This is a genomic window from Actinoplanes sp. NPDC049598 (assembly GCF_040675435.1).
In the GTDB taxonomy this organism is placed as follows: domain Bacteria; phylum Actinomycetota; class Actinomycetes; order Mycobacteriales; family Micromonosporaceae; genus Actinoplanes.
Map to the genome: position 1 here is coordinate 116,475 of NZ_JBFAOX010000007.1, position 22,324 is coordinate 138,798.

20 protein-coding genes are annotated in these 22,324 nt (G+C 71.5%); 10 read left to right on the top strand and 10 right to left on the bottom strand.

The genetic code is table 11. The features are described 5' to 3' along the window. Positions 1–48 precede the first annotated feature (48 nt). Positions 49–522, top strand: a complete 474-nt coding sequence (locus tag AB0J66_RS18155) for a hypothetical protein (RefSeq protein ID WP_364661511.1) — start codon at positions 49–51, stop codon at positions 520–522. 331 nt (positions 523–853) lie between these two features. Here the strand turns inward: AB0J66_RS18155 and AB0J66_RS18160 are convergent, their stop codons facing one another. After that, positions 854–1,009: a helix-turn-helix domain-containing protein gene (locus AB0J66_RS18160; RefSeq protein WP_364661514.1), complete on the bottom strand. Its 156-nt coding sequence runs from the start codon at positions 1,007–1,009 to the stop codon at positions 854–856. Positions 1,010–1,238: 229 nt separating this feature from the next. Next, the gene (locus AB0J66_RS18165) at positions 1,239–2,267 is read right to left on the bottom strand and encodes an alpha/beta hydrolase-fold protein (protein ID WP_364661516.1); all 1,029 of its coding nucleotides are present in this window, start codon (positions 2,265–2,267) and stop codon (positions 1,239–1,241) included. Positions 2,268–2,724: 457 nt separating this feature from the next. Here AB0J66_RS18165 and AB0J66_RS18170 point away from each other — a divergent pair, with 457 nt between their 5' ends. From AB0J66_RS18170 to AB0J66_RS18180, 3 genes are all read left to right on the top strand, one after another. Then, on the top strand, positions 2,725–3,987 hold the full coding sequence (locus tag AB0J66_RS18170; RefSeq protein ID WP_364661519.1) for a cytochrome P450: 1,263 nt from the start codon (positions 2,725–2,727) through the stop codon (positions 3,985–3,987). A 97-nt stretch (positions 3,988–4,084) separates the two neighbouring features. After that, a complete protein-coding gene (locus AB0J66_RS18175) occupies positions 4,085–4,441 on the top strand; it encodes a hypothetical protein (RefSeq protein WP_364661522.1) in 357 nt (118 codons plus the stop codon). A gap of 6 nt (positions 4,442–4,447) precedes the next feature. Next, positions 4,448–6,253, top strand: a complete 1,806-nt coding sequence (locus AB0J66_RS18180) for a vWA domain-containing protein (protein WP_364661525.1) — start codon at positions 4,448–4,450, stop codon at positions 6,251–6,253. Positions 6,254–6,366: 113 nt separating this feature from the next. Here the strand turns inward: AB0J66_RS18180 and AB0J66_RS18185 are convergent, their stop codons facing one another. Then, positions 6,367–7,248 carry a hypothetical protein gene (locus AB0J66_RS18185; protein ID WP_364661527.1) on the bottom strand — a complete coding sequence of 294 codons (882 nt, stop codon included), beginning with the start codon at positions 7,246–7,248 and terminating at the stop codon, positions 6,367–6,369. Between the two features lie 44 nt (positions 7,249–7,292). Continuing rightward, positions 7,293–8,882: a peptide chain release factor 3 gene (locus AB0J66_RS18190; protein WP_364661530.1), complete on the bottom strand. Its 1,590-nt coding sequence runs from the start codon at positions 8,880–8,882 to the stop codon at positions 7,293–7,295. Positions 8,883–8,961: 79 nt separating this feature from the next. On the opposite strand from AB0J66_RS18190, the gene AB0J66_RS18195 reads away from it, so the two are divergent. Then, on the top strand, positions 8,962–9,723 hold the full coding sequence (locus tag AB0J66_RS18195; RefSeq protein ID WP_364661532.1) for an SAM-dependent methyltransferase: 762 nt from the start codon (positions 8,962–8,964) through the stop codon (positions 9,721–9,723). On the opposite strand, the gene AB0J66_RS18200 is transcribed toward AB0J66_RS18195, so the two are convergent. Next, complete coding sequence (locus tag AB0J66_RS18200; protein ID WP_364661535.1) at positions 9,693–10,247, bottom strand: CGNR zinc finger domain-containing protein; 555 nt, start codon at positions 10,245–10,247, stop codon at positions 9,693–9,695. The genes AB0J66_RS18195 and AB0J66_RS18200 overlap by 31 nt on opposite strands. Before the next feature lie 92 nt (positions 10,248–10,339). On the opposite strand from AB0J66_RS18200, the gene AB0J66_RS18205 reads away from it, so the two are divergent. From AB0J66_RS18205 to AB0J66_RS18220, 4 genes are all read left to right on the top strand, one after another. Beyond that, on the top strand, positions 10,340–11,230 hold the full coding sequence (locus tag AB0J66_RS18205; RefSeq protein WP_364661538.1) for a pyridoxamine 5'-phosphate oxidase family protein: 891 nt from the start codon (positions 10,340–10,342) through the stop codon (positions 11,228–11,230). Positions 11,231–11,328: 98 nt separating this feature from the next. Then, complete coding sequence (locus AB0J66_RS18210) at positions 11,329–12,522, top strand: FAD-dependent monooxygenase (protein WP_364661540.1); 1,194 nt, start codon at positions 11,329–11,331, stop codon at positions 12,520–12,522. 2 nt (positions 12,523–12,524) lie between these two features. After that, entirely contained in the window at positions 12,525–13,154 is a 630-nt protein-coding gene (locus AB0J66_RS18215) for a helix-turn-helix domain-containing protein (protein ID WP_364661542.1), read from the top strand. A gap of 53 nt (positions 13,155–13,207) precedes the next feature. Further along, entirely contained in the window at positions 13,208–14,968 is a 1,761-nt protein-coding gene (locus AB0J66_RS18220) for an NAD(P)/FAD-dependent oxidoreductase (protein WP_364661545.1), read from the top strand. Between the two features lie 339 nt (positions 14,969–15,307). On the opposite strand, the gene AB0J66_RS18225 is transcribed toward AB0J66_RS18220, so the two are convergent. From AB0J66_RS18225 to AB0J66_RS18235, 3 genes are read right to left on the bottom strand one after another with little or no spacing between them, the layout of a single operon-like run. Then, positions 15,308–16,264: an ABC transporter substrate-binding protein gene (locus tag AB0J66_RS18225; protein ID WP_364661547.1), complete on the bottom strand. Its 957-nt coding sequence runs from the start codon at positions 16,262–16,264 to the stop codon at positions 15,308–15,310. A gap of 32 nt (positions 16,265–16,296) precedes the next feature. Further along, entirely contained in the window at positions 16,297–17,202 is a 906-nt protein-coding gene (murQ, locus tag AB0J66_RS18230) for an N-acetylmuramic acid 6-phosphate etherase (protein ID WP_364661550.1), read from the bottom strand. Next, a complete protein-coding gene (locus tag AB0J66_RS18235; RefSeq protein ID WP_364661553.1) occupies positions 17,199–18,107 on the bottom strand; it encodes a MurR/RpiR family transcriptional regulator in 909 nt (302 codons plus the stop codon). Before AB0J66_RS18235 ends, murQ begins: the two co-directional genes overlap by 4 nt. A gap of 69 nt (positions 18,108–18,176) precedes the next feature. Here AB0J66_RS18235 and AB0J66_RS18240 point away from each other — a divergent pair, with 69 nt between their 5' ends. After that, complete coding sequence (locus AB0J66_RS18240) at positions 18,177–19,331, top strand: BadF/BadG/BcrA/BcrD ATPase family protein (RefSeq protein WP_364661556.1); 1,155 nt, start codon at positions 18,177–18,179, stop codon at positions 19,329–19,331. Here AB0J66_RS18240 and AB0J66_RS18245 read toward each other — a convergent pair. Further along, the gene (locus AB0J66_RS18245) at positions 19,310–20,584 is read right to left on the bottom strand and encodes a DUF1343 domain-containing protein (protein ID WP_364661558.1); all 1,275 of its coding nucleotides are present in this window, start codon (positions 20,582–20,584) and stop codon (positions 19,310–19,312) included. The two genes, AB0J66_RS18240 and AB0J66_RS18245, sit on opposite strands and share 22 nt — an antisense overlap. Then, the gene (locus AB0J66_RS18250) at positions 20,581–22,320 is read right to left on the bottom strand and encodes a glycoside hydrolase family 3 N-terminal domain-containing protein (RefSeq protein ID WP_364661561.1); all 1,740 of its coding nucleotides are present in this window, start codon (positions 22,318–22,320) and stop codon (positions 20,581–20,583) included. Before AB0J66_RS18250 ends, AB0J66_RS18245 begins: the two co-directional genes overlap by 4 nt. Between the last annotated feature and the right edge of the window lie 4 nt (positions 22,321–22,324).

Sequence of the window (22,324 nt, forward strand, 5' to 3'; positions counted from 1 at the left end):
GTCCCCACGATGTCGGCATCGAGTCGTCTTTCGAGAAAGGGCCCCACAATGAGAACAGTGGTACGGAACAACTGGTCCCGGCTGGCGATGGCGCTGGTGCTCGCCGTCGGCGGGCTGGTCGGCTTCACGCCGGCGCGGGCCACGGCGGCCGCTTGCTACGCCGGAAGCTGTGACTACTGGGACCCCGGCACGGCGGGCTGTACGGCCGGTTCCCAGGTCCGGTCCGAGTACACCCTGCGCAGCTGGCGGTACAAGGTGATGTATTCGCCCGCCTGTCACGCCGGCTGGGCCGAGGTGACCTCCGGCCAGTACGACTGCGTGGCTCCGTACCTGCACCTGCTCGTTCGCACGTCCTCCGTGGGCTCACCGGTGAGCCGCCGGGTGAAGCACATAACCACCTGCCTGGATGTGGGACAGACCGCCCGCACGACCATGGCCTCCTACAACTACTGGCTCCAGACGTGCGCCTCGAACCTCGACAACGACATCTCCCCGGCCGGCCGCTGCACCGGGATCGTCTAGTGCCCTGGCCAAGAACGTTCACGGTGTCGCTTGACCGGTAACGTCCGCACGGTGGCGGGCGACGGGATCGTGGTCCGGGTTGGCCCCCACGGCGTTGTCGTTCGCCGCGGATGCGGACGCGTTCGCGACGTTGGGCGGCCACGACGTCAGGGGTGGCGGGCGTTGGCGTTGCCCCGGCGTAGGTATTTGTGCAGGTGGCGGGGCAGCGCGCCGTGGTTGGGGAGGTTGGAGCCGGCGAGCTTGCGCACGCTTCACCGGGTGAACGGCCGCCCCAAGGCTTCGGGGCGGGTGTTGGCCGTCGTGACGATGAACTGGTCGTCGTCGCTATTGATCAGGCGGGGACGGCCACCCGCCACCGAGGGTCCAGGCTGGCCATGCCCATCTCGTTGAACCGGTGGATGATCTGCCTGATCGTGTCCTCGCCCGCCTGCACCAGACGAGCGATCGCCGGCACGGTGTTGCCACCGGCCGAGGCAAGCACGACCATCGCCCGCCGTAATCGGATCGGTGAACCCGTACCTCTACGGGTGATACGGAGCAGCTGCTGACCTTCCTGGTCACTCAGCCGCCGCACGCGTACAGGATCTGCCACCGTCCCAGCCTGGACGCCACGACGCGCCGCCCAGCCGACAGGCCGGGCGGCGCGTCATCAAACACTGAGAACGTTCGTGGTCACGGCACTAGCGGGGCGATCGCCGCATCGGGCGGGCGGTGTCTTACTCGCGCTCCAGGCGATCGGCGAGCCAGGTGACGGCCTGCGGGTAGCGGTAGTCGATGCCGCCGTGGCCGGCGGGGAAGAGTTCGAAGTGGATGCGGTCGGCGGCGACGCCGATGCGGTCGAGGCCGGCGCGGAAAGCCTCGGCGCCCAGGTCCAGGAACCATTCGTCGCGGGTGCCGGCGTCGATCCAGATGGCCCGCTGGGAGCGGAGGGCGTCGGCGTAGCGGTCGATCATGCGGATCGGGTCCCAGGCCAGCCACTTGTCCCACAGCTCCGGGATCAGCTGGCCCGAGCGCGGGTCGAACGGCAGCTGCGGCGTGCCGTCGTCGGCGGGGGAGAAGGCGGCCGAGCAGCCGAGGGTGAGCACCAGCAGCGTGTCGTGCTCGCCGGTGAAGGCCGTCCGGCCGCGGAACTCCGACCACCACTTCTGGATGTCGTGGTCGTAGGCGCGCAGCGCGCGGGTCACCTTGGCGAACTCGTTCAGATAGCAGTACTCGTAGAGCGCGTCACCGGCGTGGGTGGCCAGCGCGCCGAACAGGTCGGGCCGCAGCATCGGGGTGATCATCGCGCCGAAGCCGCCCGACGACTTGCCGCTGATCGCGCGGGAGGCCGGGGCGGCCAGGGTGCGGTAATGGGCGTCGACCCAGGGCACGACTTCGTCGCACAGATAGGAGTGGTACGGGCCGGTGCCCACCGAGTCGACGAATTGGGAGCCGCCGTACGCGGTCCAGGCGTCGACGAAGACGAGAATGCACCCCGGCGCCTCGTCCCGGGCGAAAACCGCGTCCGCCGTCTCCGGGAAGGGCTGGCGGAAGGCCGTACGGTTGGCCCACATCCCGACGTGCCCGGTGTACCCCTGGATGACGTAGATGACCGGGTAGCGCCCCGCCCCCGACTCGTACCCCGGCGGCGTGTAGACCCACAGCGGCCGCACATGCGGGTCGCCCAGCGGGTTGTCGCGCAACAGCACCGAGTCGATCGACTCCTGGTGCAAACGGCCGGAAAGCTCGTGACTCCATGGCAGCATGCCCCGAGTAAACCAAGGCCTCGCCCACTTCGCCTCTCTGCAGAGCTTTCGACGATCGTCGGGGATGGCCGGCGACGTACACGGTCGGTCTTATGGTCGCGATGGTCGGATGTGAATAGCGGTAGTCGATGTCGCGGCCGCTGCGGACGAGTTTTGAGTGGGATGCGACCAGCCGCCGTGCTGTGGGGTCGGGGCCGGTGGTGCGGGCAGCGGCAACCAGGTCGAAAGGCGCCTCTCGGTTTGGTGGCGTTTAGGAAAGAGCGCCGGCCAAGACGGCTCGGCGCCGGGTCGCCCGGCGCCACCACCGCACCGTGGGGTCTGGGGGTCGCCCCCAGGGAAGTTCAGGGTCCACTCGGGGTGCCGTCGTGACGGGAGTCACTGCGGTTGCAAGATCTTGAGGGTCACTATCAGAACGCCGTTCCTCGCGGGGGAGTACAGCGGCTGTCTGGAGGGTGACATGCAGACCCGTCTTCGTGTGCTGGGGTGGATCGGGCGGCGGTTCGGGGCCAAGGATCGTGGGTTCGATCTTGGTGGCACCCTGGCGATGCTGCCGGACAAGTCGTTGTTCCCGTTGTTCCGGGACGGGCTCGATCCGGTGCCCGAGCTGCTCGGGAAGGAGCCGGTCGGGCGGCTGCCGCTGCCGCTGGGGATCCGGGCCTGGCTGGTGACGGGGTACGAGCCGGCGCGGGCGGTGCTGGGCAGCGTCAACGATTTCAGCAACGACTTCGGGTCGTTCGCGGCGAAGGTCGGGCTGTCGGCCGGGGAGCAGCCCGGCGGGCTCGGGATGATCGACCCGCCGATGCACACCCGGCTGCGGCGGATGATCATGCCGGAGTTCACCATGCACAAGCTGGCCCGGCTGCAGCCGCGGATCGAGGCCATCGTGAACGACCGGCTCGACGCCATGGAGCGGGCCGACGGGCCGGTCGACCTGTTGCAGGAGTTCGCCCTGCCGGTGCCGGCGCTCACCATCTGCGAGCTGCTCGGCGTCCCGTACGAGGACCGGGCGCTGGTCGAGGAGTTCAGCGCGGCCCGTTTCGATCTGGGTGACGGGGCGTTCGCGCCGCTCGACGCGATCAACGAGTCCAAGGCGTACCTCTCGAGGCTGGTCGCCGACCAGCGCAAGCAGCCGGGGGAGGGGCTGATCGGATCGCTGATCCGCGCCCACGGCGACGAGCTGGACGACCGGGAGCTGGCCGGGCTGGCCGACGGCGTGCTCACCGGCGGGCTCGAGACCAGCGCCAGCATGCTCGCCCTGGGCGCGCTCGTGCTGATGACCCAGCCCGAGCTGGCCGATCCCCTTCGAGCCGGCGAGCCGGCCGACGCCCTGGTCGAGGAGCTGCTGCGCTACCTGACGGTGGTCCAGGTGGGTTTTCCGCGCTTCGCCGTACGCGACATGGAGCTGGCCGGTGCGTCCATCAAGGAGGGCGACATCATCATGGTGTCGCTCAGCGCCGCCGACCGGGACGGCGTGCTCGGGCCGGGCATGGACCGCATCGACGCCGGCCGCTCGACCAGCAAGTCGCATCTGGCCTTCGGGCACGGCCTGCACCGCTGCGTCGGGGCCGAGCTGGCCCGGATGGAGCTGCGCCTCGCCTTCCCGGCGCTGGTGCGCCGCTTCCCGAAGATGCGCCCGGACGTCGACCCGGCCGACCTGCCGGCCCGCCGCGCGTCGATCGTCTTCGGCCTGGAGGCCCTCCCGGTTGCCCTCAACGGGTGAAAGAGGAGTGTTGTCGGTAATCAGCACGAGGTCGGCGAAAGCGGTCCCGTCCGGGTAACTTTTATCGCTCGAAGTCGATGATGGGCCGGAGGTTCACGTGACCGGACTCGAGCTGATCGTGACAGCGCTCGCCGCGGGGGCCAGCGCTGGCGTGAGCGGCGCCGCCACCCAGGCCGTGCAGGATTCGTACGCCCAGTTGAAGGCGCTGCTGGGCCGGGCGCTCAAGCGGGGCGAGATCGAGACGCTCGAGGCCGAGCAGGCCGCGCCCGGCGTCTGGCGGGCCAAGCTCGAGGGCCCGGTGACCGAGGCCGGCGCCGACCGTGACGAGCAGGTCCTGGCCGCCGCCCGCGATCTGCTCGACGCGGTCGCCCCGGGCCGATATCAGGTCCAGATCACCGACTCCCGGGGCGTCCAGGTCGGCGACCACAACCACCAGACCAACCACTTCGGCTGACCCGCCGTGGCCGCCCGTCGATGGTGGCAGGGCCATCACACCCGGGGCGCCGCGACCGGCGCGGTCCTCGGCGCCCTGCTGATGCTGACCCTGAGCCGGTGGGGGCCGAGCCCGGGCCCGGATCTCGTGGCCTGCACCGCCCGCGTGCCGGTCAAGGTGGTGTCGTCGACGGAGAAGGACCGCGCCCTCAGCGAGCTGGCCGACCGCTACGCCGAGGCCCGCCGCCCGGCCGGGGCGACCTGCGGCGACGTCACGGTGGTGGCCGTCTCGTCCGGGATAGCCGAGCAGATCCTGGCCGGCGACCCGAAGAAGGACCCGGCGATCACCGACCGGGACCGGCGGGCCGTCGAGGACGCGCAGGTGTGGTCGCCGTCGTCGGCGCTGTGGCTCGACCGATGGGCACGCGACGCGCCCGGGCGTGGGGTGCCGGCCGACGGTCCGCCGCGCCTGGCCCGCAGCCCGATGGTGCTGGCCATGCCCCAGGCCCTGGCCGAGGAGCTGGGCTGGGACAGCAAGCCGCCGACCTGGCCGGCCGCGATGAGGATGCTGCGTGATCACGAGATCAACTACACCCAGGAGAACCCGCGCACCTCGACCTCGGGGGCGATGGCGACCTATCTGACGTTCGCGGCGGCGATCGGGAAGAGCGGGCCGGCCGAGGTCACCCCGGCCCAGGCCGGCCGCGATGCGAAGGTCCGTCAATTCGTGCAGGCGGTGCAGCGGTCGGCGGTCGGCGGCTTCGTCAACGACTCGACCGACATCCTGCGCACGTGGAGCACGGACAAGGCGCCCCCGGCACGGACCGTCTTCATGATCCAGGAGCAGATGGTCTGGGGTTACAACACCGGGCAGTACGGCCGTACGCCGGACGAGCGGCCCGCGGTGCCCCTGGTGGCGGTGCATCCGGTCGCCGTCGCCGGGAGCGGGACCGAGTCGATCGTGGCCGACCATCCGTATGTGACGCTGCCCGACGCCGGCGAGGCCGAGCGAGCGGCGGCCGCGGACTTCCTCGCCTTCATCGAAGACAACGGGGACGTGCTGTGCAAGCAGGGCTTCCAGACGCGGGCGGGAAAACCGGCGGCGGCCTGCCCGGTCCCGGCGGGCGCCGAGAAAGCCGGGCGGATCGACCTGGGGCCCGGCTTCCGGACGCTGGCCCTGCCCGCCGTCGACGTGCAGGAGGTGATGGTCGACCAGTGGCGGCAGATGCGCTCGCCCCGCCGCATCCTGATCGCGATGGACGTCTCCGGCAGCATGCAGAAGGCCCGGCTCGACTCGGCGGTGGCGGCGGTCAAGGAGGGCATCCGCGGGCTCCGGCCACAGGACCAGGTCGGTGTCGTGCAGTTCGCCGGAACGGGTTCGTACTCACGTCCGTACTGGACGGTCCTGGAAATGGGTCAGAAAGGGCTCACCGGCCTGGACAGTCGGCCGGTGCCGGAGCAACGGCGGCAGACTGCCCTGCTCGCGACCGCCGACTACGCCTACCGGACCATGTCCGACAAGCACCGGGTGGACGGGGCCGACGTGCTCGACGCGGTGATCATCGTCAGCGACGGCATCGACGACTGGGACAACCGGGCCGGCTCGGTGGAGAGTGTCTGCCAGAGCTGGGCCGGGCGCACCCACGTGCCGGTCTACACGATCTACTACGCGCCGGACCCGAAGATCGACGACTACACGCCGGCGCAGGTCGCGGCCGGGCAGACGGCCATGGCGCGCCTGACCACCTGCACCGAGCCGTTCGGCTCGGCCGTGCTCAGCAGCGAGGAGCGGCCCCTGCAGACGGTCTTCAGCCAGGTGATGGGCGCTCTCTAGGAGGCGGCGGGCGGCCGGCTGAGAGGCGGGCGACCGGCTGAGAGGCGGGCGACCGGCTGAGAGGCGGGCGGCCGGCTGGGAGGCGGGCGGCCGGCTGGGAGGCGGGCGGCCGGCTACGAGGCGGCGGCCGATCGGGCGAACAGCCGCGTGGCGATGCCGGTCACTGCCGCGACCGCCACGCCCGCTCCGAGGGCCAGGCCCCACGTGGTGCCGATCGCCCAGAACGCGACGGCGAAGAACGCGGCTCCCAAGGTGACGGAGATCGCCGCGGCTGTCCAGTCGACCGGCCCGGCGGTCACGGCCCGGTGCCCGGCCGGCGCGGGCTGGACCGGTGCCGCGGGCTGGACCGATGCCGCGGGCGGGGGCGGTGCCGCGGGCTGGACCGATGCCGCGGGCGGGGGCGGTGCCGCGGGTGGGGGCGGTGCCGCGAGCGGCGGCGAGGCCGGAGCTGCAGCCGTGGGAGGTGGCGGCGGCGGTGGCGGAGGGGCCAGCCGGGCCAGGTCCTGCCGTAGGCGCCTGCGCAGATCCTTCGGGTCGGCCACGTCCGCCGCCGCCGGCAGCGCCGCTCTGACCCTGCGCTCGAACTCCTCCTGGCGGTCCATCTGCGGCCGGTTCTGGCGCGCGTTCTCCAGGTGGACGTTGTCGATGACGTAGGCGAAGTGTGGCCGCTCGGACCGTTGCGCGGCGTCGAAGGCGATCTCGGGCTGGGACAACCCGCCATCGACGGGTGGCCCGTAGAGCACGCCGACGAGATTGACGTAGACGTCGTAGCCGTCGTGGTCATCGGGCCCGGTCAGGGACGACCCGTCACAGAAGTCATGCTGCGCGTTCCCGACCGCCTGCTGGGCGGCGTCCAGGTAGGTCAGGTCCGGGCCCAGGTCGAGCTCGCGCGTGTAGCTGACGAGCACCCGGAGCCGGCGAGGAGCGTTCCACGTGTTGTTCTGGGTGGTGCCGTCGCCGACCTGGATGCCCTGTCCGTTGTGGATCGACGTCATGACGGCTCCGCGGATCGGGAGGACAAGCATGGCACCCGGCGGCGTCACTCGTCGAGTCGCAGCTCCGGGTGGCGGCCGGCGATGGTGCGCATGCGCCAGCGGTGCGGGAAGACGGCGAGCAGGGCGCCGTCGCGGACACGCGTCATGACCTCGACGTTGCTCTCGGTCTGCAGGATCTCGCGCCCCGCCGCATCGGTGCGCGCCGCCAACTCGTACGGCAGGAAGTCGAGCTGGACCTTGACCCCGAACTCGGCCTCGAGACGGTGGGTGGCCACCTCGAACTGCATCGGCCCGACCGCGGCGAACACCGGGGCCTGGTCACCGCGCTGCTCGGAGCGCAGCACCTGGACGACGCCCTCGCCGTCGAGCTGCTCGATGCCGCGCCGGAACCGCTTGAAGGCGGAGGTGTCCGACGTGCGTACGACCGCGAAGTGCTCCGGCGGGAACGACGGCAGCGCCGGGAACTGGACCGGCTGCCCGGTGTAGAGGGTGTCACCGATGCCGAGCGAGGTCGCGTTGACCAGGCCGACCACGTCACCCGGGTAGGCCTCGTCGATGGTGTCGCGGCCCCGGCCGAAGATCTGCTGGGCGTACTTGGTGGCGAACGGCTTGCCGGTGCCGGCGTGGGTGACGATCATGCCGCGCTCGAACTTGCCGGAGCAGATCCGCATGAAGGCGACCTGGTCGCGGTGGGCCCGGTTCATGTTGGCCTGCATCTTGAAGACGAAGCCGGAGAACCCGGCGTCGACCGGCTGCTCGGCGCCGGCCGTGGTGGGCCGGGCCGACGGGGCCGGGGCCAGCTCGACCAGGATGTTGAGCAGCTGCCGGACGCCGAGGTTGGCCACGGCCGCCCCGAACAGCACCGGCGTGCTGGTCGCGGCCAGGAACGTCTCCTGGTCGTGGTCGGCCCCGGTCAGCTCCAGCAGTTCGAGCTCCTCGGTGGCGGTGGCCCAGTCGGCGCCGTAGCGCTCGGCCGCCTCCTCGGCGCTCATCTCCTCCTCGATGGCGAGCTCGGCGCCACCGGGTGACCGCTCCATCCGGATGAATTGGCCGGTGCGGCGGTCGATCACGCCCTGGAAGTGCCCGGCGATGCCGACCGGCCAGGTCAGCGGGGTCGGCTTGAGCCCGATGCGCTGCTCGATCTCGTCCATCAGGGCCAGGGCGTCGTTGCCGGGCCGGTCCCACTTGTTGATGAAGGTCATGACCGGGATGTGGCGCTGGCGGCACACCTCGAACAGCTTGAGCGTCTGCGGCTCCAGGCCCTTGGCCGCGTCGAGCAGCATGACCGCGCTGTCGACGGCGGTCAGCACGCGGTAGGTGTCCTCGGAGAAGTCGGCGTGCCCGGGCGTGTCGAGCAGGTTGATCACGACGTCCTGGTACGAGAACTGGAGGGCGGCCGACGTCACGGAGATGCCGCGCTGCTGCTCCATCTCCATCCAGTCGGAGACCACGCCCTTGCGGTCGCCCTTGCCGTGCACCGCGCCGGCCTGGCCGATCACCCGCGCGTGCAGGGCCAGCGCCTCGGTCATGGTCGACTTGCCGGCGTCGGGGTGCGAGATCACCGCGAACGTACGCCTCCGGCCCGCCTCGACGGCGACCTCCGCCGACGCCGATGCCAGCACGTTCTGACTCACTGTCCGCTCCCGCCCTTTGACGCAACCGGTCAACGTTACCCCTCGCCGCCCCCCACCGATCAGGCGGAGCTGGCACCATGTGACCGTGGACACGACCACGCCGCATTCGGCGCGCCTGTGGAACTACTGGCTCGGCGGCACGGACAACTTCCCGGTCGATCGCGAGGCCGGTGACGTGATCGCCAAGATCCTTCCCTCGATCGTCACGCTGGCCCAGGAGGACCGGAAGTTCCTGCGCCGCTCGGTGCGGCATCTGGTCGGCGAGGCCGGCATCCGGCAGATCCTCGACATCGGCAGCGGCCTGCCCACGGCCGACAACACCCACGAGGTGGCGCAGGCGGTGGCCCCCGAGACCAAGGTCGTCTACGTCGACAACGACCCTTTGGTCCTGGTCCACGCCCGTACGCTGCTGAACGGCGCCACCTACATCGAGGCCGACCTCAACGAGCCGGAGGCCATCCTGCGCGCCGCCGCCGAGACGCTCGACTTCACCCGGCCGGTCGCGCTCACCCTGCTCGGCATCCTGCACTTCCTGCGTGACGATCAAAAGGCGCTGGCGGCCGTACGCACGTTGGTCGACGCCGTTCCGTCCGGGAGCTACCTGGTCATCGCGCACGGCTGCGACGACATCAACAAGGCCGAGGCCGACCACATCGTCGACTTCTGGAACGAACGCGGCACCCCGAAGATCAAATATCGGAGCGCCGAGCAGATCGCCCGCTTCTTCGACGGCCTCGACCTGCTGGCGCCCGGCATCGTGCCGTGCAACCGCTGGCGGCCCGACGGCGACACCGGCGACGTCGACGTCAATCAGTTCTGCGGGGTGGGCGTGCTGCGCTGACGGGCCGAGTAGGTGCGGTACTTCGCCCGGTTGCCGCAGGTCGCCATCGAGCACCAGCGCCGGGCGCCGGCCTTGGACGCGTCGTAGAAGCGCAGCCGGCAGCCGGGGTTGGCGCACTTGCGGAGCCGCTCGGGCTTGTCGTCGAGCAGCCGTAGGTACTGCTCGGCGGCCTGCCAAGCGACGAACCAGGCCGGCGTGTCGGTCTCCAGCACGCTCTCCGGCCCGTCCGGCCCGAACATCCGACGGATCCGGCCGCGGCGCAGCGTCTCGTTCAGCATCTCCCGGGCGCCCGGTGGGGGATCCGGCTGCACCAGCGCGAACAGGGCCTCCCGGGTGGCGATCAGCGCGTCGAGCGTCTCCGGCGTCTCCGGGCTGGTGAGCCCGTTGGAAGCCAGCCAGATGCCCAGGCCGCCGGGCTGGGCCAGCAGGTCGTACGCGCCGTCGTCGTCGGTCCACTGCGTGTTCAGCAGGTCCAGCGGCAGGGGCTCCCCGATCAGGGGGCGGGGGTCCGCTTGCGTGCTCACCGAACCATGGTAACCGGTCAAATACATTTCACTGGTTGTCGATCCTCGCTCTAACCGCTAAAGTCATTTTCACCGGTTGAAGGGGGTCGGCCATGGGTTCGTTCCATCGTGGGGAGCTCGCCGCGCAGAAGAGGGCCGGTCTGCTCGACGAGGCCGCGTACGTCTCCGCCATGATCGGCCGTGAGATCCCGCGCGGGGCCCGGATGTTCCTGGCCGAGCAGCCGATGCTCGTCATCGGTGCCACCGACCGCCACGGCGACGTCTGGGGCACCCAGCTGCCCGGCCCGGTTGCCGTCACCGGGCCATCGACGATCACGGTGGCCGGTGCGCCCGCGCTCCCGGTCCTGACCGGGGTGCCCAAGGTCGGGCTCATCGCGATCGAGCCCGGCACCCGGCGCCGCCTCCGGATGAACGGCACCGCCCACCCCACGGCCGAAGGGCTGCGGATCGAGCTCGAGCAGGTCTACGCCAACTGCCCGAAATACATCCAGCGGCGGGCGCCGTCCCGGGCGGCGGCCACGCCGGGTGAGCCCCGGCTGGGCAGCGCGCTGACCGCCGAGGAGATGGGCTTCATCAGCATCGCCGACACCTTCTTCGTGGCCACGGCCGACCTCGACGGCAACGCCGACGCCTCGCACCGCGGCGGGAACCCCGGCTTCGTGCGCGTGCTGAGCCCGACCCAGCTGCGCTGGCCGGACTACAACGGCAACTCGATGTTCAACACCTTCGGCAACCTGGAGGTCAACCCCCGGGCCGGCCTGCTGTTCCCCGACTTCGCCACCGGCACGATGCTCCACCTCACCGGCACCGCCGTCGTCGACTGGGACCCGGCCCACGCGGCAACCGTGCCCGGTGCCGAACGCCTGGTCGACTTCACCGTCAAGCGGGTCGCCCGCGTCGATCACGCCTCCCCGCTGCGCTGGAGCACGCCCGAGTTGTCGCGCTTCAACCCGCCACCGTCCTTCCCGGAGGCCGCCCGGTAAGCGGCCGCCGCCCGCCTGGCCGCCCCTCGGATCATCGGCGACGTCGGCCTGTCCGCAACCCGGCAGCGGCGCCGCGGGTGGCGGCGGACCATCGGGCGATGGGGGAGTCGTTGTCGGTTGGGGTCGTCGGTGGGGGGATCGGCGGGCTGGCGGTCGCGCTCGGGCTGTTGCGGGACGGGCATGATGTGCACGTCTACGAGCAGGCGGGGCGGCTGTCCGAGGTCGGCGCGGGGGTGCAGGTCAGCCCGAACGCGTCGCGGGTGCTGCACGGGCTGGGGCTGGCGGGGGCGCTCGCCGCGACCGGGGTGCAGCCGCTGGCCTGGCATCAGCGCCGCTGGGAGGACGGGCGGACGCTGCTGCGGGCGCCGGTGGCTTTCGCGTTCCCGCACTACCAGATGCACCGGGCCGATCTGTTGCGGGCGCTGGCCGGGGCGCTGCCGTCCGAGCGGATCCATCTCGGACACCGGCTGACCGGCCTCGTGCAGCATGTGGACGGGGTGCGGGCCCGCTTCGCCGGCAGCCCGCCCGCCCGGTTCGACGTGCTCGTGGGGGCCGACGGGATTCATTCGTCGGTCCGGCGGTTGCTGTTCGGGCCGGGGGACGCGCGGTTCACCGGCTGCGTCGCGTACCGGGGGATCGTCCCGGCCGAGCGGCTGCGACACCTCGACCTGGAGGTGACCGCGCAGATCTGGATGGGACCGGGCCGGCACTTCGTGCACTACTTCATCAGCGGGCGGCGACTGGTGAACTTCGTGGCGGTGGTCGAACAGGATCACTGGACCCGCGAGTCGTGGACCGATCGCGCGCGGATCGCCGACGTGCGGGCCGCCTTCGCGGGGTGGCACCCGCAGGTACGCGAGATCATCGGCGCTGCTGACGAGACGTACCTCTGGGCCCTGCTTGATCGCCCGCCGATCCCGCGCTGGTCGGACGGGCGGGTCACGCTGCTGGGCGACGCCGCGCACGCCATGCTGCCGTTCATGGCGCAGGGTGCGGCCCAGGCCGTCGAGGACGGGGCGACCCTCACCGCGTGCCTGCGGGCCGGCGACGTGACCGCGGCCCTGGCCCTGTACGAGCGGCTCCGGTTGCCGCGTACGTCGCGCCTGCAGGAGATGTCGGCCGGCAACAAGACCCGCTTCCACCTGCCGGACGGCCCGGCTCAGCGGGAACGCGACGCCCAGATGGCGGCCGGCTCCCGCGCCTGGTCGTTCAACGCCCTGGACTGGCTGTACGACCACGACGCCGCAACCTCGGTAGGCTCGGTCTCCGGCGCTCCGGCCGACCGGAGGTGATCATGAGTCAGGGCAGAGCCGGGGCGACCCGGCGCAGCATCCTGCGCGCGGCCGAGCGGCTCTTCGCCGAGCGTGGGGTCTTCTCGGTGTCGAACCGGCAGATCAGCGAGGCGGCCGGGCAGGGCAACACGGCCGCGGTCGGCTACCACTTCGGGTCCAAGGAGGACCTGGTGCGGGCGATCGTGCGGGAGCACTCGGGGCCGACCGAGCGGCTCCGGGCGCAGCTGCTGGCCCGCTACGACGGCAGCACCGTGCTGCGCGATCGGGTCGTCTGCCTCGTGGTTCCGTACACCCGGCACCTGGCCTCTCTGGGGGAGACCAGCTGGTACGGACGTTTCGCCGCCCAGCTGATGACCGAGCCGTCGCTGCGCGAGCTGGCCGCGGCTGAGGTCGCCGAGGCGCCCATGCTGCTCGCCGTCACCGAGGCGCTGCACGGCTGCCTGCCCGGGCTGACCGCGGCGGTGCGGCGCGAGCGCGACGACATGGCGCACACCCTGATCGTGCACGTCTCGGCGCGACATGAGCATTCCGTGAACCCTTCGTGGCCGACCGTCGAGCAGGGCCTGATCGATGCCATCGAGGGTCTCTATCGGGCCCCGGCCAGCCTCCCGGAAGTCAATCAATTGGTTTAAGTTGTGAGCCCGGATGCGTTCCACACCGGACGGTCTCCGCGAAAGGGCTCCACATGTTCCCCTCCACCCCGCACCGCTACAAGCCCGAGGAACTGGACTGGCTGCGCTCGCGCTACCGCCAGGAGCGGGACCGGCGGATCCGCAGCGAGGGCAACGCCCAGTACAAGCGGGCCGCGGGCGACATCGCCACCGATCCGTACACGGCCGTTTCTCCGCGCCCCGAGCGCCACGACCGGGTCGAGGCACTGGTGATCGGCGGGGGCTTCGGCGGGCTGCTGACCGGGGCCCGGCTGCGGCAGGCCGGCGTACGGGACCTCCGGATGGTCGACGAGGGCGGCGACTTCGGCGGCACCTGGTACTGGAACCGCTACCCCGGCGTCCAGTGCGACATCGAGGCCACCGTCTACATGCCTCTGCTGGAGGAGGTCGGCTACGTCCCCAAGTGGCGCTACGCCCCCGGCGAGGAGATCCGCGCCCACGCCGTGGCGATCGCCAAACAGTTCGACCTCTACTCCGACGCGCTCTTCCACACCCGCGTCACCGAGCTGCGCTGGGACGACGAGGCGGCCGAATGGACGGTGACCACCGACCGGGGCGACGGCTTCCGCAGCCGCTACGTCGTGATCTCCTCCGGCACCCTGAGCCAGCCGAAACTGCCCGCCATCCCCGGCCTCGACGAATTCACCGGCCACGTCATGCACACCAGCCGCTGGGACGAGGGCTACGACCTGACCGGCCAACGGGTCGCCGTGGTCGGCACGGGCGCCAGCGGCATCCAGGTCATCCCGCCGGTCGCCGAGGTGGCTTCCCAGCTGTACGTCTTCCAGCGCACCCCCTCCTCGGTGGACGTCCGCGACAACCGCCCCACCGACCCCGCGTGGGCCGCCTCGCTCGAACCGGGCTGGCAGCGGGAGCGGATGGAGAACTTCCTGACCCTGGTCACCGGCGGCCACGTCGCCGAAGACCTCATCAACGACGGCTGGACGGCCACCGCGGCCCTGCAGCGCCAGATGCTCACCGGCACGGTCGACCCCACCATCTCGGCCGAGGACCGCGCGTTCCTCGAGGAACGGGCCGACTTCCGCAAGATGGACGAGATCCGGGCCCGCGTCGACGCGGTGGTCGAGGACAAGGAGACCGCCGAGAAGCTCAAGCCGTGGTACCGCTACATGTGCAAGCGGCCCGCCTTCAGCGACAACTACCTGCCGACCTTCAACCGCCCGAACGTCACCCTGGTCGACACCGCCGACACCGGCGGCATCACCGCCATGACCGCAACCGGCGTCGTGGTCGGCGACCAGGAGTACGAAGTCGACTGTGTCATCTTCGCCACCGGCTTCACCACCGGCATCTCCGGCGTCGTCTCCGGCACACTGCCGGTGTACGGCCGGGACGGGTTGCCGCTGCTCGCCCACTGGCGCAACGGCCCCCGAACCCTGCACGGCTTCAGCAGCCACGGCTTCCCGAACCTGTTCCACCTGGGCTCGCTGCAGAATGCCGCGGCGGTCAACTTCACCCACGTCCTGCAGGAACAGGCCACCCACATCGGTTCCCTCGTGGCCGAGGCCGCACGGCGCGGCTCGCACCGCATCGAGCCCACCGCCGAGGCCGAGGAAGCCTGGGTGGCGACGATCCGCGAGACCGCCCCCAACAATTTCGACTTCCAGTCCGAGTGCACCCCGGGCTATTACAACGGCGAGGGCATGCCCCGCCCGGTTAACAATTCATTCGGCCCCGGCCCGGTGGTCTTCCACGAGCTGCTCCGCACCTGGCGAGCCAACGGCGGCCTGGACGAAGTCCTCCACCCAGCATGATCAGGCGACGACCGGACCGTCGACCACGAAACGCAGCGCGGCATCGACCGCGCTTCAAGTGGCCCTTCCGCGAGTGGCTGGCCACCGATCGCACGGGCGGTCCGCTGGACGAGGTGCTCGACGAACTTCGCCGCCGGCGCCCCGGCCTCTGGGTGGAACGACTCAAGGCGAGCGAAGCCGACCTCCGCGCCACCATTCAGGCCAACACCGGCCCCGACGGGCACCCGCCGTTCGCCATCGAAGCCGATGACCGAGTACGAGCCACCGGGATCGCAGAGGCCCTCGACGCTATCGAGGTGGGACTTCGCCCGGCCCCTGACAGCAGATGGGTCATGGTTCTCAGGGCAGCAGCGCCGCCAGGTCGGGTTGGTCGGTGAGGAGGCCGTCGGTTTGGGCGAGGGTGGCCAGGGTTTCGATGGAGTCGCGGTTCACCTCGGGGGGCCAGCGGGGCAGGATCAGGGCGCTGCGGGTTTCGGGTGGGATCTTGGTGTAGGTGGCGAGGGCGTCGCGGACCTCGTCGGGGTTGGCGTCGGCGTAGGCCAGGGATTCCTCCATCGCCTCGGTGAAGCGGCGGACCAGGTCCGGGTCCTTGGCCAGCAGGGCCTGCGAGGTGAAGTACATGGCGACGGTCAGGTTCGGGGCGGTGTCGACGTAGCTGGAGGCGATTTTGCGGGCGCCGGCGGCCAGGGCGGCCTGCTGGAACGGCTCGACCACGAAGATGGCGTCGACTCGGCCCGCTTGCAGGGCCGGCACCTGGTCGGGGAAGGCGAGCTCGGTGAACTTCACCTTGGAGGCGTCGCCGCCGGCTTTCTTCACTGACGCGCGTACGGCCGTCTCGGTGATGTTCTTGAGGGTGTTGGCGGCCACGGTGCGACCTTCAAGATCTTTGGCCGTACGGATGGGGCTGCCGGCCTTGACGAAGAGGCCGGCGAAGTCCTGGCCGTCGACCCCGGTCGAGTTGTTGCCGTTGGCGATCGCCTTGACCGGCACCTTGCGGGACTGGGCGAGCAGCAGCGAGATGGAGTTGCTGAAGCCGAACTGGAACTCGCCGCTGAGCACGGCCGGCACGATGGCCGAGCCGCCCTGGGCGGTGGTCAGGCTCAGGTCGATGTCGCGTTCGCGGAAGAAGCCTTTGGACAGGCCCAGGTAGATAGGGGCGACGTCGACGATGGCGATGACGCCGGCGTTGACCTTGTCGGGCGCCGCGTCGCCGTCCGGGTCGTCGCCTGAGCCGCCGCACGCGGTGACCGTGAGGACCGCGGCGGCCAGCGCCGTGAGGAAGGGTGAGCGTCGCATGGCCGCAACTTAAATCGACAGTCGCCGATCGGTCAATGGAGTTGCCGCAATGCCTGGTGGATGTGGCCGCCCGACTCGGCCAGGGCCCGGCCGGCCGCCTCGGCGGTGGTGCCGGCGATCAGCGTCACCACCGCCACTTTCGCGTCGCCGCCGGCCGCCTCGAGGGCCTCCCGGCAACTGTCGAGGTCGGCTCCGGTGGCCTCGGCCAGGATGCGCAGCCGCCGGTCGCGGAGCTTGGCGTTGCTGGCCAGCATGTCGGTCATCAGGTTCGAGTACGTCCGGCCGAGCCGCACCATGGTCGCCGTGGAAAAGGCGTTGAGCACGAGCTTCTGCGCCGTCCCGGCCTTCATCCGGGTCGAGCCGGTGAGCACCTCGGGCCCGGTGTCCGGGGCGATGTGCACGTCCACCCCGGAGGCGATCGGCGAGGCCGGATTGGCCGACACCAGCACGGTCCGGGCCCCGCAGGCTCGCGCGGCCGCGAGGGCGGCGCGGACGTACGGCGTACGGCCGCTCGCCGTGACCCCGACGACCAGGTCTCCCGCCACCACCTGACCGGCCACCGCGGCCCCGGCGATCTCGTCGTCCTCGGCGTTCTCGGCCGGACGGGTCAGCGCCTGCGGGCCGCCGGCGAGGTGGGCCACGACCCGGCCCGGCTCCAGCCCGAAGGTGGGGATCAGCTCGGCCGCGTCCAGGACGGCTATCCGGCCCGAGGTGCCGGCGCCGACGTAGTGCACGCGGCGGCCGCTGCCGAGCGCGGCCACGGCCAGCTCGACCGCGGCTGCCAGCTCGGGCAGCACGTCGGCCACGGCGGCCGGCACGGTACGGTCCTCGCCGTTGATCAGTGTGAGCAGGTCCAAGGTGGACATCTCGTCGATCGAGGCGCTGTGCGGGTTGCGCTGCTCGGTGCGCGCCAGCGGCACCTCGTCCACCGGCCTCACCCGCGGCTCCGCTCGCTGCCGATCCGGCGCCCGCGCACCGCCGCGTAGGTGACGTCCAAGGCTGTTCTCGTCTCCTGGAAGGTGCGCTGGGCGACGCCGACGAACACACAGTCGATGACGGTCAGCTGGGCCAGCCGGCTCGCCATGGCGCCCGAGCGGAACGTGGTCTCGCGGGCCGCGGTGGTCAGCACCAGGTCGGCCGCCCGGGCGAGGGGCGACTTGGGAAAATTGGTCAGCGCGACGGTCCGCGCGCCGCGCTGCCCGGCCTCGATGAAAGCGTCGATCGTGTCGGTGGTGGTGCCGGTGTGCGAGATGCCGAAGGCCACATCCCGCTCGTCGAGCAGGGCGGCGCTGGTCAGGGCCCGGTGGGTGTCGCTCCAGGCGTACGCGACGCGGCCGATCCGGTAGAGCTTCTGCTGGAAGTCGTCGGCCACGAAGGCGCTCGCGCCGACCCCGTAGATGTCCACCCGCCGGGCCCCCGCGACCAGACCGACCACCTGCTCCAGCACCGCGATGTCGATCTGGGAGGCGGTCTCCTCGACCGCCCGGGCATCGGCGAAAGCGATCTTCTTGACCACCTGGGCCAGGTCGTCGCTCTCGCTGATGTCGCTGCCGACCGGCTCGTCGGTGGTGACCACCCGGCCGGCCTCGGTGGCCAGGGTCAGCCGCAGCTCGGAATAACCGGCGAAGCCCATGGCCCGGCAGAACCGGATCACGGTGGTCTCGCTGGCCCCGGCCCGCTCGGCCAGGTCGGTGATGGTGAGCCGGGCTGCGGTGGCCGCCTCGTCGATGACGACCCGGGCCACCCGCTGCTCGGCCGGCGACAGCGACGGCAGCAGACCCCGGGCCCGGACGACCGTCTCCGCTCGTGGTGGGGGCGGCGTGCTGCGCTTCCGGCCTGTCATGAAGAAAAGTTTCCTTCGGTCGTCATCGATCGTCAATTGTCTTCACCGGCAAGGTACGGTCACGGAACTATGAGCGCAACGAGCGTTTCCGGCACCCCCTTGGTGGCCGGCGTCGACGCGGGAGCCACCACCACCCGCTGCGTGATCGCGACCCTCGACGGCGTTGTCCTCGGCCGCAGCACCGCCCCCGGCGCCAACCCCAACAGCAGCGGCGGCGAAATCAGCGCGAGCCTGGCCGAGGCGCTGACCCGCGCGCTGAACGACGCCGACCGCAGAATCGCCCTGACCAGCGCCGACCTCGCGAGCACGCCGGGCGGTATCGGCCTTGGGAGCGTGCCGGGTGGCGCCGACCCCGCGAGCGCCGCGGGCGGGATCGATCGTGCGAGCGTGCGGCTCGGGGTGCTCGGCGGGGCCGGCTCGGCCGGGGCAGGGCGGGCGGCTTTCCGCGCGGCCGCCGTCAGGGCTTGGCGGCAAGCGGGCCTGACCGGCGAAGTGGTCACGGTGACCGACCTCGAGGTCGCCTTTGCCGCGGGCACGGCCGAGCCGGACGGAGTGCTGCTGCTCTCCGGCACCGGCGCGTTGGCCGCCCGCTTCGCCGACGGCGAGCTGCGGCGCCGCTGCGACGGCTACGGCTGGCTGCTCGGCGATGAGGGTTCCGCCGTCTGGATCGGAGTCCGTGCCCTCCGGGCGGTCCTCGCCGCGCTCGACGGCCGCGGAGTCCCCACGACGCTCGTCGACGCGGCCTGCCGCCAGTTCGGCATACCGCACACCGCCCGCGAGGGTGGGGAGGGTGCCGCGGAGGGGCTCGGTGGGTGGCAGCGTGAAAAGACGGCTCAGGCGCTGATCGCGGCGGCGTTCGGGGTGGCGCCGGCTGAGCTGGGGCGGCTGGCCGGCGCGGTCAGTGTGGCCGCCGATGAGGGGGACGGGATCGCGGAGCGGATTTGTGCGGTGGCCGCGGAGCGGTTGTTGCACACCTACGACAGCGTCGGGCCGCCACCCGGCGCTGTCGTGGTGCTGGCCGGGGCCGTGCTGCTCGGGCCCGGGCCGGTGGGGCGGGCGGTGCGGGCCGGCCTGCGGGGCCGGGGCGCCGGCGGACCCCGGCCGGCGCTCGACGGCGCCGGCGGGGCCGCCGCCCTGGCCGTCGGACGGCTCACCGGCATCCCCGTGCCGCCGGTGGTGCACGCCCGGCTGACCGGCAGCGATCATGGGTGCGACCGGGAGTAGAGGAGATACGGGCGCCGGCGCGCCTCGAACGCGGCCAGCTCACCGGCCCAGGCCCCGGTCACCGCGCCGACGGTCGCCCCCTCGTCGATCATCGTGCGCAGCCGGGCCGAGCCGGTGAGCAGGTCGATCCAGTAGCGGGCGCCGTCCAGCCGCCACGCGAAGGCGGGTTCCTTGTGGGCTTCGATCAACATCCCCACGGCCGTACGGATCGGATCGAACACGGCCTGATCGGTCACCTTGACCTCGACCCCCGCGCACAGCACGTTGGCGAACTTGTTGAAGGTGGGCGTGAAGTACGCCTCCCGGAACTCGACCCCCGGCAGCCCGAGCGCCGCCACCCGATCACCCCAGCGGTAGTCGAAGCCCGGCCCGCCGATCAGCTCGAACGGCCGCGTCGTGCCCCGCCCCTCGGAGAGCGACGACACCCCTTCGAACATCCCCGTGCCCGGGTAGACCACCGCCGTCTCCGGGGTGGGCATGTTCGGGCTCGGCAGCACCCACGGCACATCGGTGTCCCCCGCGAACAGCCGCCCGCTCCACCCCTTGCAGGCGATCACCTCGAGCCGCACCGCTCCGCCCAGGAACTCCCCGTTGTAGAACCGGGCCAGCTCGCCCACGGTCATCCCGTGCTGCTGCACGATCTGGAGACGCCCCACGCCGGAGGTGTAGCCGTCGGTCATCATCGGCCCGTGGGCCCGCCCGCCGATCGGGTTCGGCCGGTCCAGCACCACGTAGCGCAGCCCGAGCCGAGCGGCCGCCGCCATCGAGTCGTACAGCGTGTAGATGTAGGTGTAGAACCGCGCCCCGACGTCCTGGATGTCGAAGACCACGGTGCGCGCCTGCGCGGCCGTCATCATCGAGACCCACTTCTCGACCGAGGCGAGGTACGCGTCGTAGACGGTGATCCCGGTCCGGGCGTCGACGCCGGTGCCCTCGCTCCCGCCGGCCTGGGCCGATCCGCGGAAGCCGTGCTCCGGCCCGAAGACGCCGCCGATGGTCACCCCGTCCTCGTGCATCCGGTCGACCAGATGCCGGTAGTCACGGTCGACCGCCGTCGGGTTGGAGACGACCCCGATCCGTTCCCCGCGCAGCGTTTTCCACCGCGTGGCCGCCAAGATGTCCATCCCGGTGCGCACGGGAATGCGGGGAAGCAGCCCCGGTTTTGCCGCGGCCGGGAAAGGACTGGCGGCGGAGGCGGTCAGACCGGCGGCGATTCCGGCCGCGCCCGCGGTCAGCAGCCCGCGGCGTTTCATCGCACGCTCCAGCTCAGCCCGTGCCCGTAGGGATAAGCGCCCGGGATCTCCACCGGCAGCTTCCCGCGCGGCGCCACCTTGCCGAGCAGCACCTTGGCCAGCGACTCCATGGAGACCGCCGCATAGCTGTAGGTCGCCAGGAAGGTCTTGACCTCCGGCAGCGGGGCGATGTCGTACGGATCGCGGACCGCCACCAGCACGACCGGCTTCCCCGTCGCCACCAAGGCTCGCACCAGCGCCTGCTGCCGCCCACCCGGGTCGGCGGTCGTGGTGTCCCAGGCCCGGCTCGTGAGCACCACAGTGAGATCGTGGTTTCCGGCCGCCGCCACCGCCTCGGCGATCTTCGCGTCGTTCGGCACGCCGGTGATCAGCGGCATCGCGGCGCCGACTCCGCCGGCCCTCAGGGCGTTGGCCAGCGCCGGGATGTTGTTGGTGGCACTGGAGTTCCACCCGGTCACGAGCACCGATTTGCCGGCGCCGTGCCACGGCAACACCTTTGCGTCGTTGCGGACGGCGGTGATCGTGCGATCGGTGACCGCCTGGGCCACGCGCAAGTGGGCGGCCGACCCGACGGAACGTTCGGCCGCGGCCGGGTCGACCGGCTTCCACGACAGCAGACCGCGCTTCTTCTTGAGCGTCAAGATCCGGCGCACCGACTCGTCGATCCGGGCCTCGGTCAGCTCTCCGGAGGCCACGGCCGCGAGCACCGCGTCGTACGCCACCTGCATGTTCGGCGGCATCAGCAGCATGTCCACGCCGGCTTTCAGGGCCAGCACCGGCACGCGCTCGTCGCCGTACTTCTGCCGCACCCCTTCCATCTCCAGCGAGTCGGTGACCACCACTCCGCGGTAGCCGAGCTCGCCCCGGAGCAGCCCGGTGATGATCGGCTTGGAGAGGGTGGCCGGGTCGCCGGCCGGGTCGAGCGCCGGCACCACGATGTGCGCGCTCATGATGGCGTCGGCCCCGGCCGCCACCGCGGCCTTGAAGGGCGGCGCGTCGATCCGCTCCCACTCCTCGCGGGTGTGGGTGATCACCGGCAGCCCGGTGTGGCTGTCGGTGGCCGTGTCGCCGTGGCCGGGGAAGTGCTTGGCCGAGGCGGACGTGTTCGCCCCGAGCTGCAGCCCGAGGATCTGACTGGCCGTGAGCGTGGCCGCCAGTTTCGGGTCGCTGCTGTACGACCGCACGCCGATCACCGGGTTGGCCGGGTTCACGTTGACGTCCGCGTCGGGCGCCCAGGCCTGGGTGATGCCGACGGCCCGGAGCTCGGCGCCGGTGACCTGACCGGTGCGGTACGCGTCGGCCGGGTTCCGGCCGGCGCCGAGCGCCATCCCGCCGGGGAACTGGGTGGCCGGGGCCGGCATCCGGGTGACGACCCCGTGCTCCTGATCGGTGGAGATGCTGAGCGGTACGCCCGTGGCCGCGGCCTGCAGCCCGTTGCTGAGCGTGGCGATCTGCCGCGGGTTCTGCAGGCTGTTCGTCCAGGCGAAGTAGATGACCCCGCCCAGGTGGTATTTCGCGACGACCTCGGCCGGCGTGTCCACCCCGTACAGCCGCCGGTTCTCCGGCGAAGCCGTGGTCGCCTCGCTGCCGTAGGCGTACGTGGTGAACAGCTGCCCGACTTTCTCCGGCAGCGTCATGCGGGCCAGCGCGGCCTCGACGGGTGACGGCGCCGGCACCCCCGCGGCCGGGACACTGAGAGCCGCGAGGGCGAGAAAGGCGACCGTACGCGTTCGCATGTTG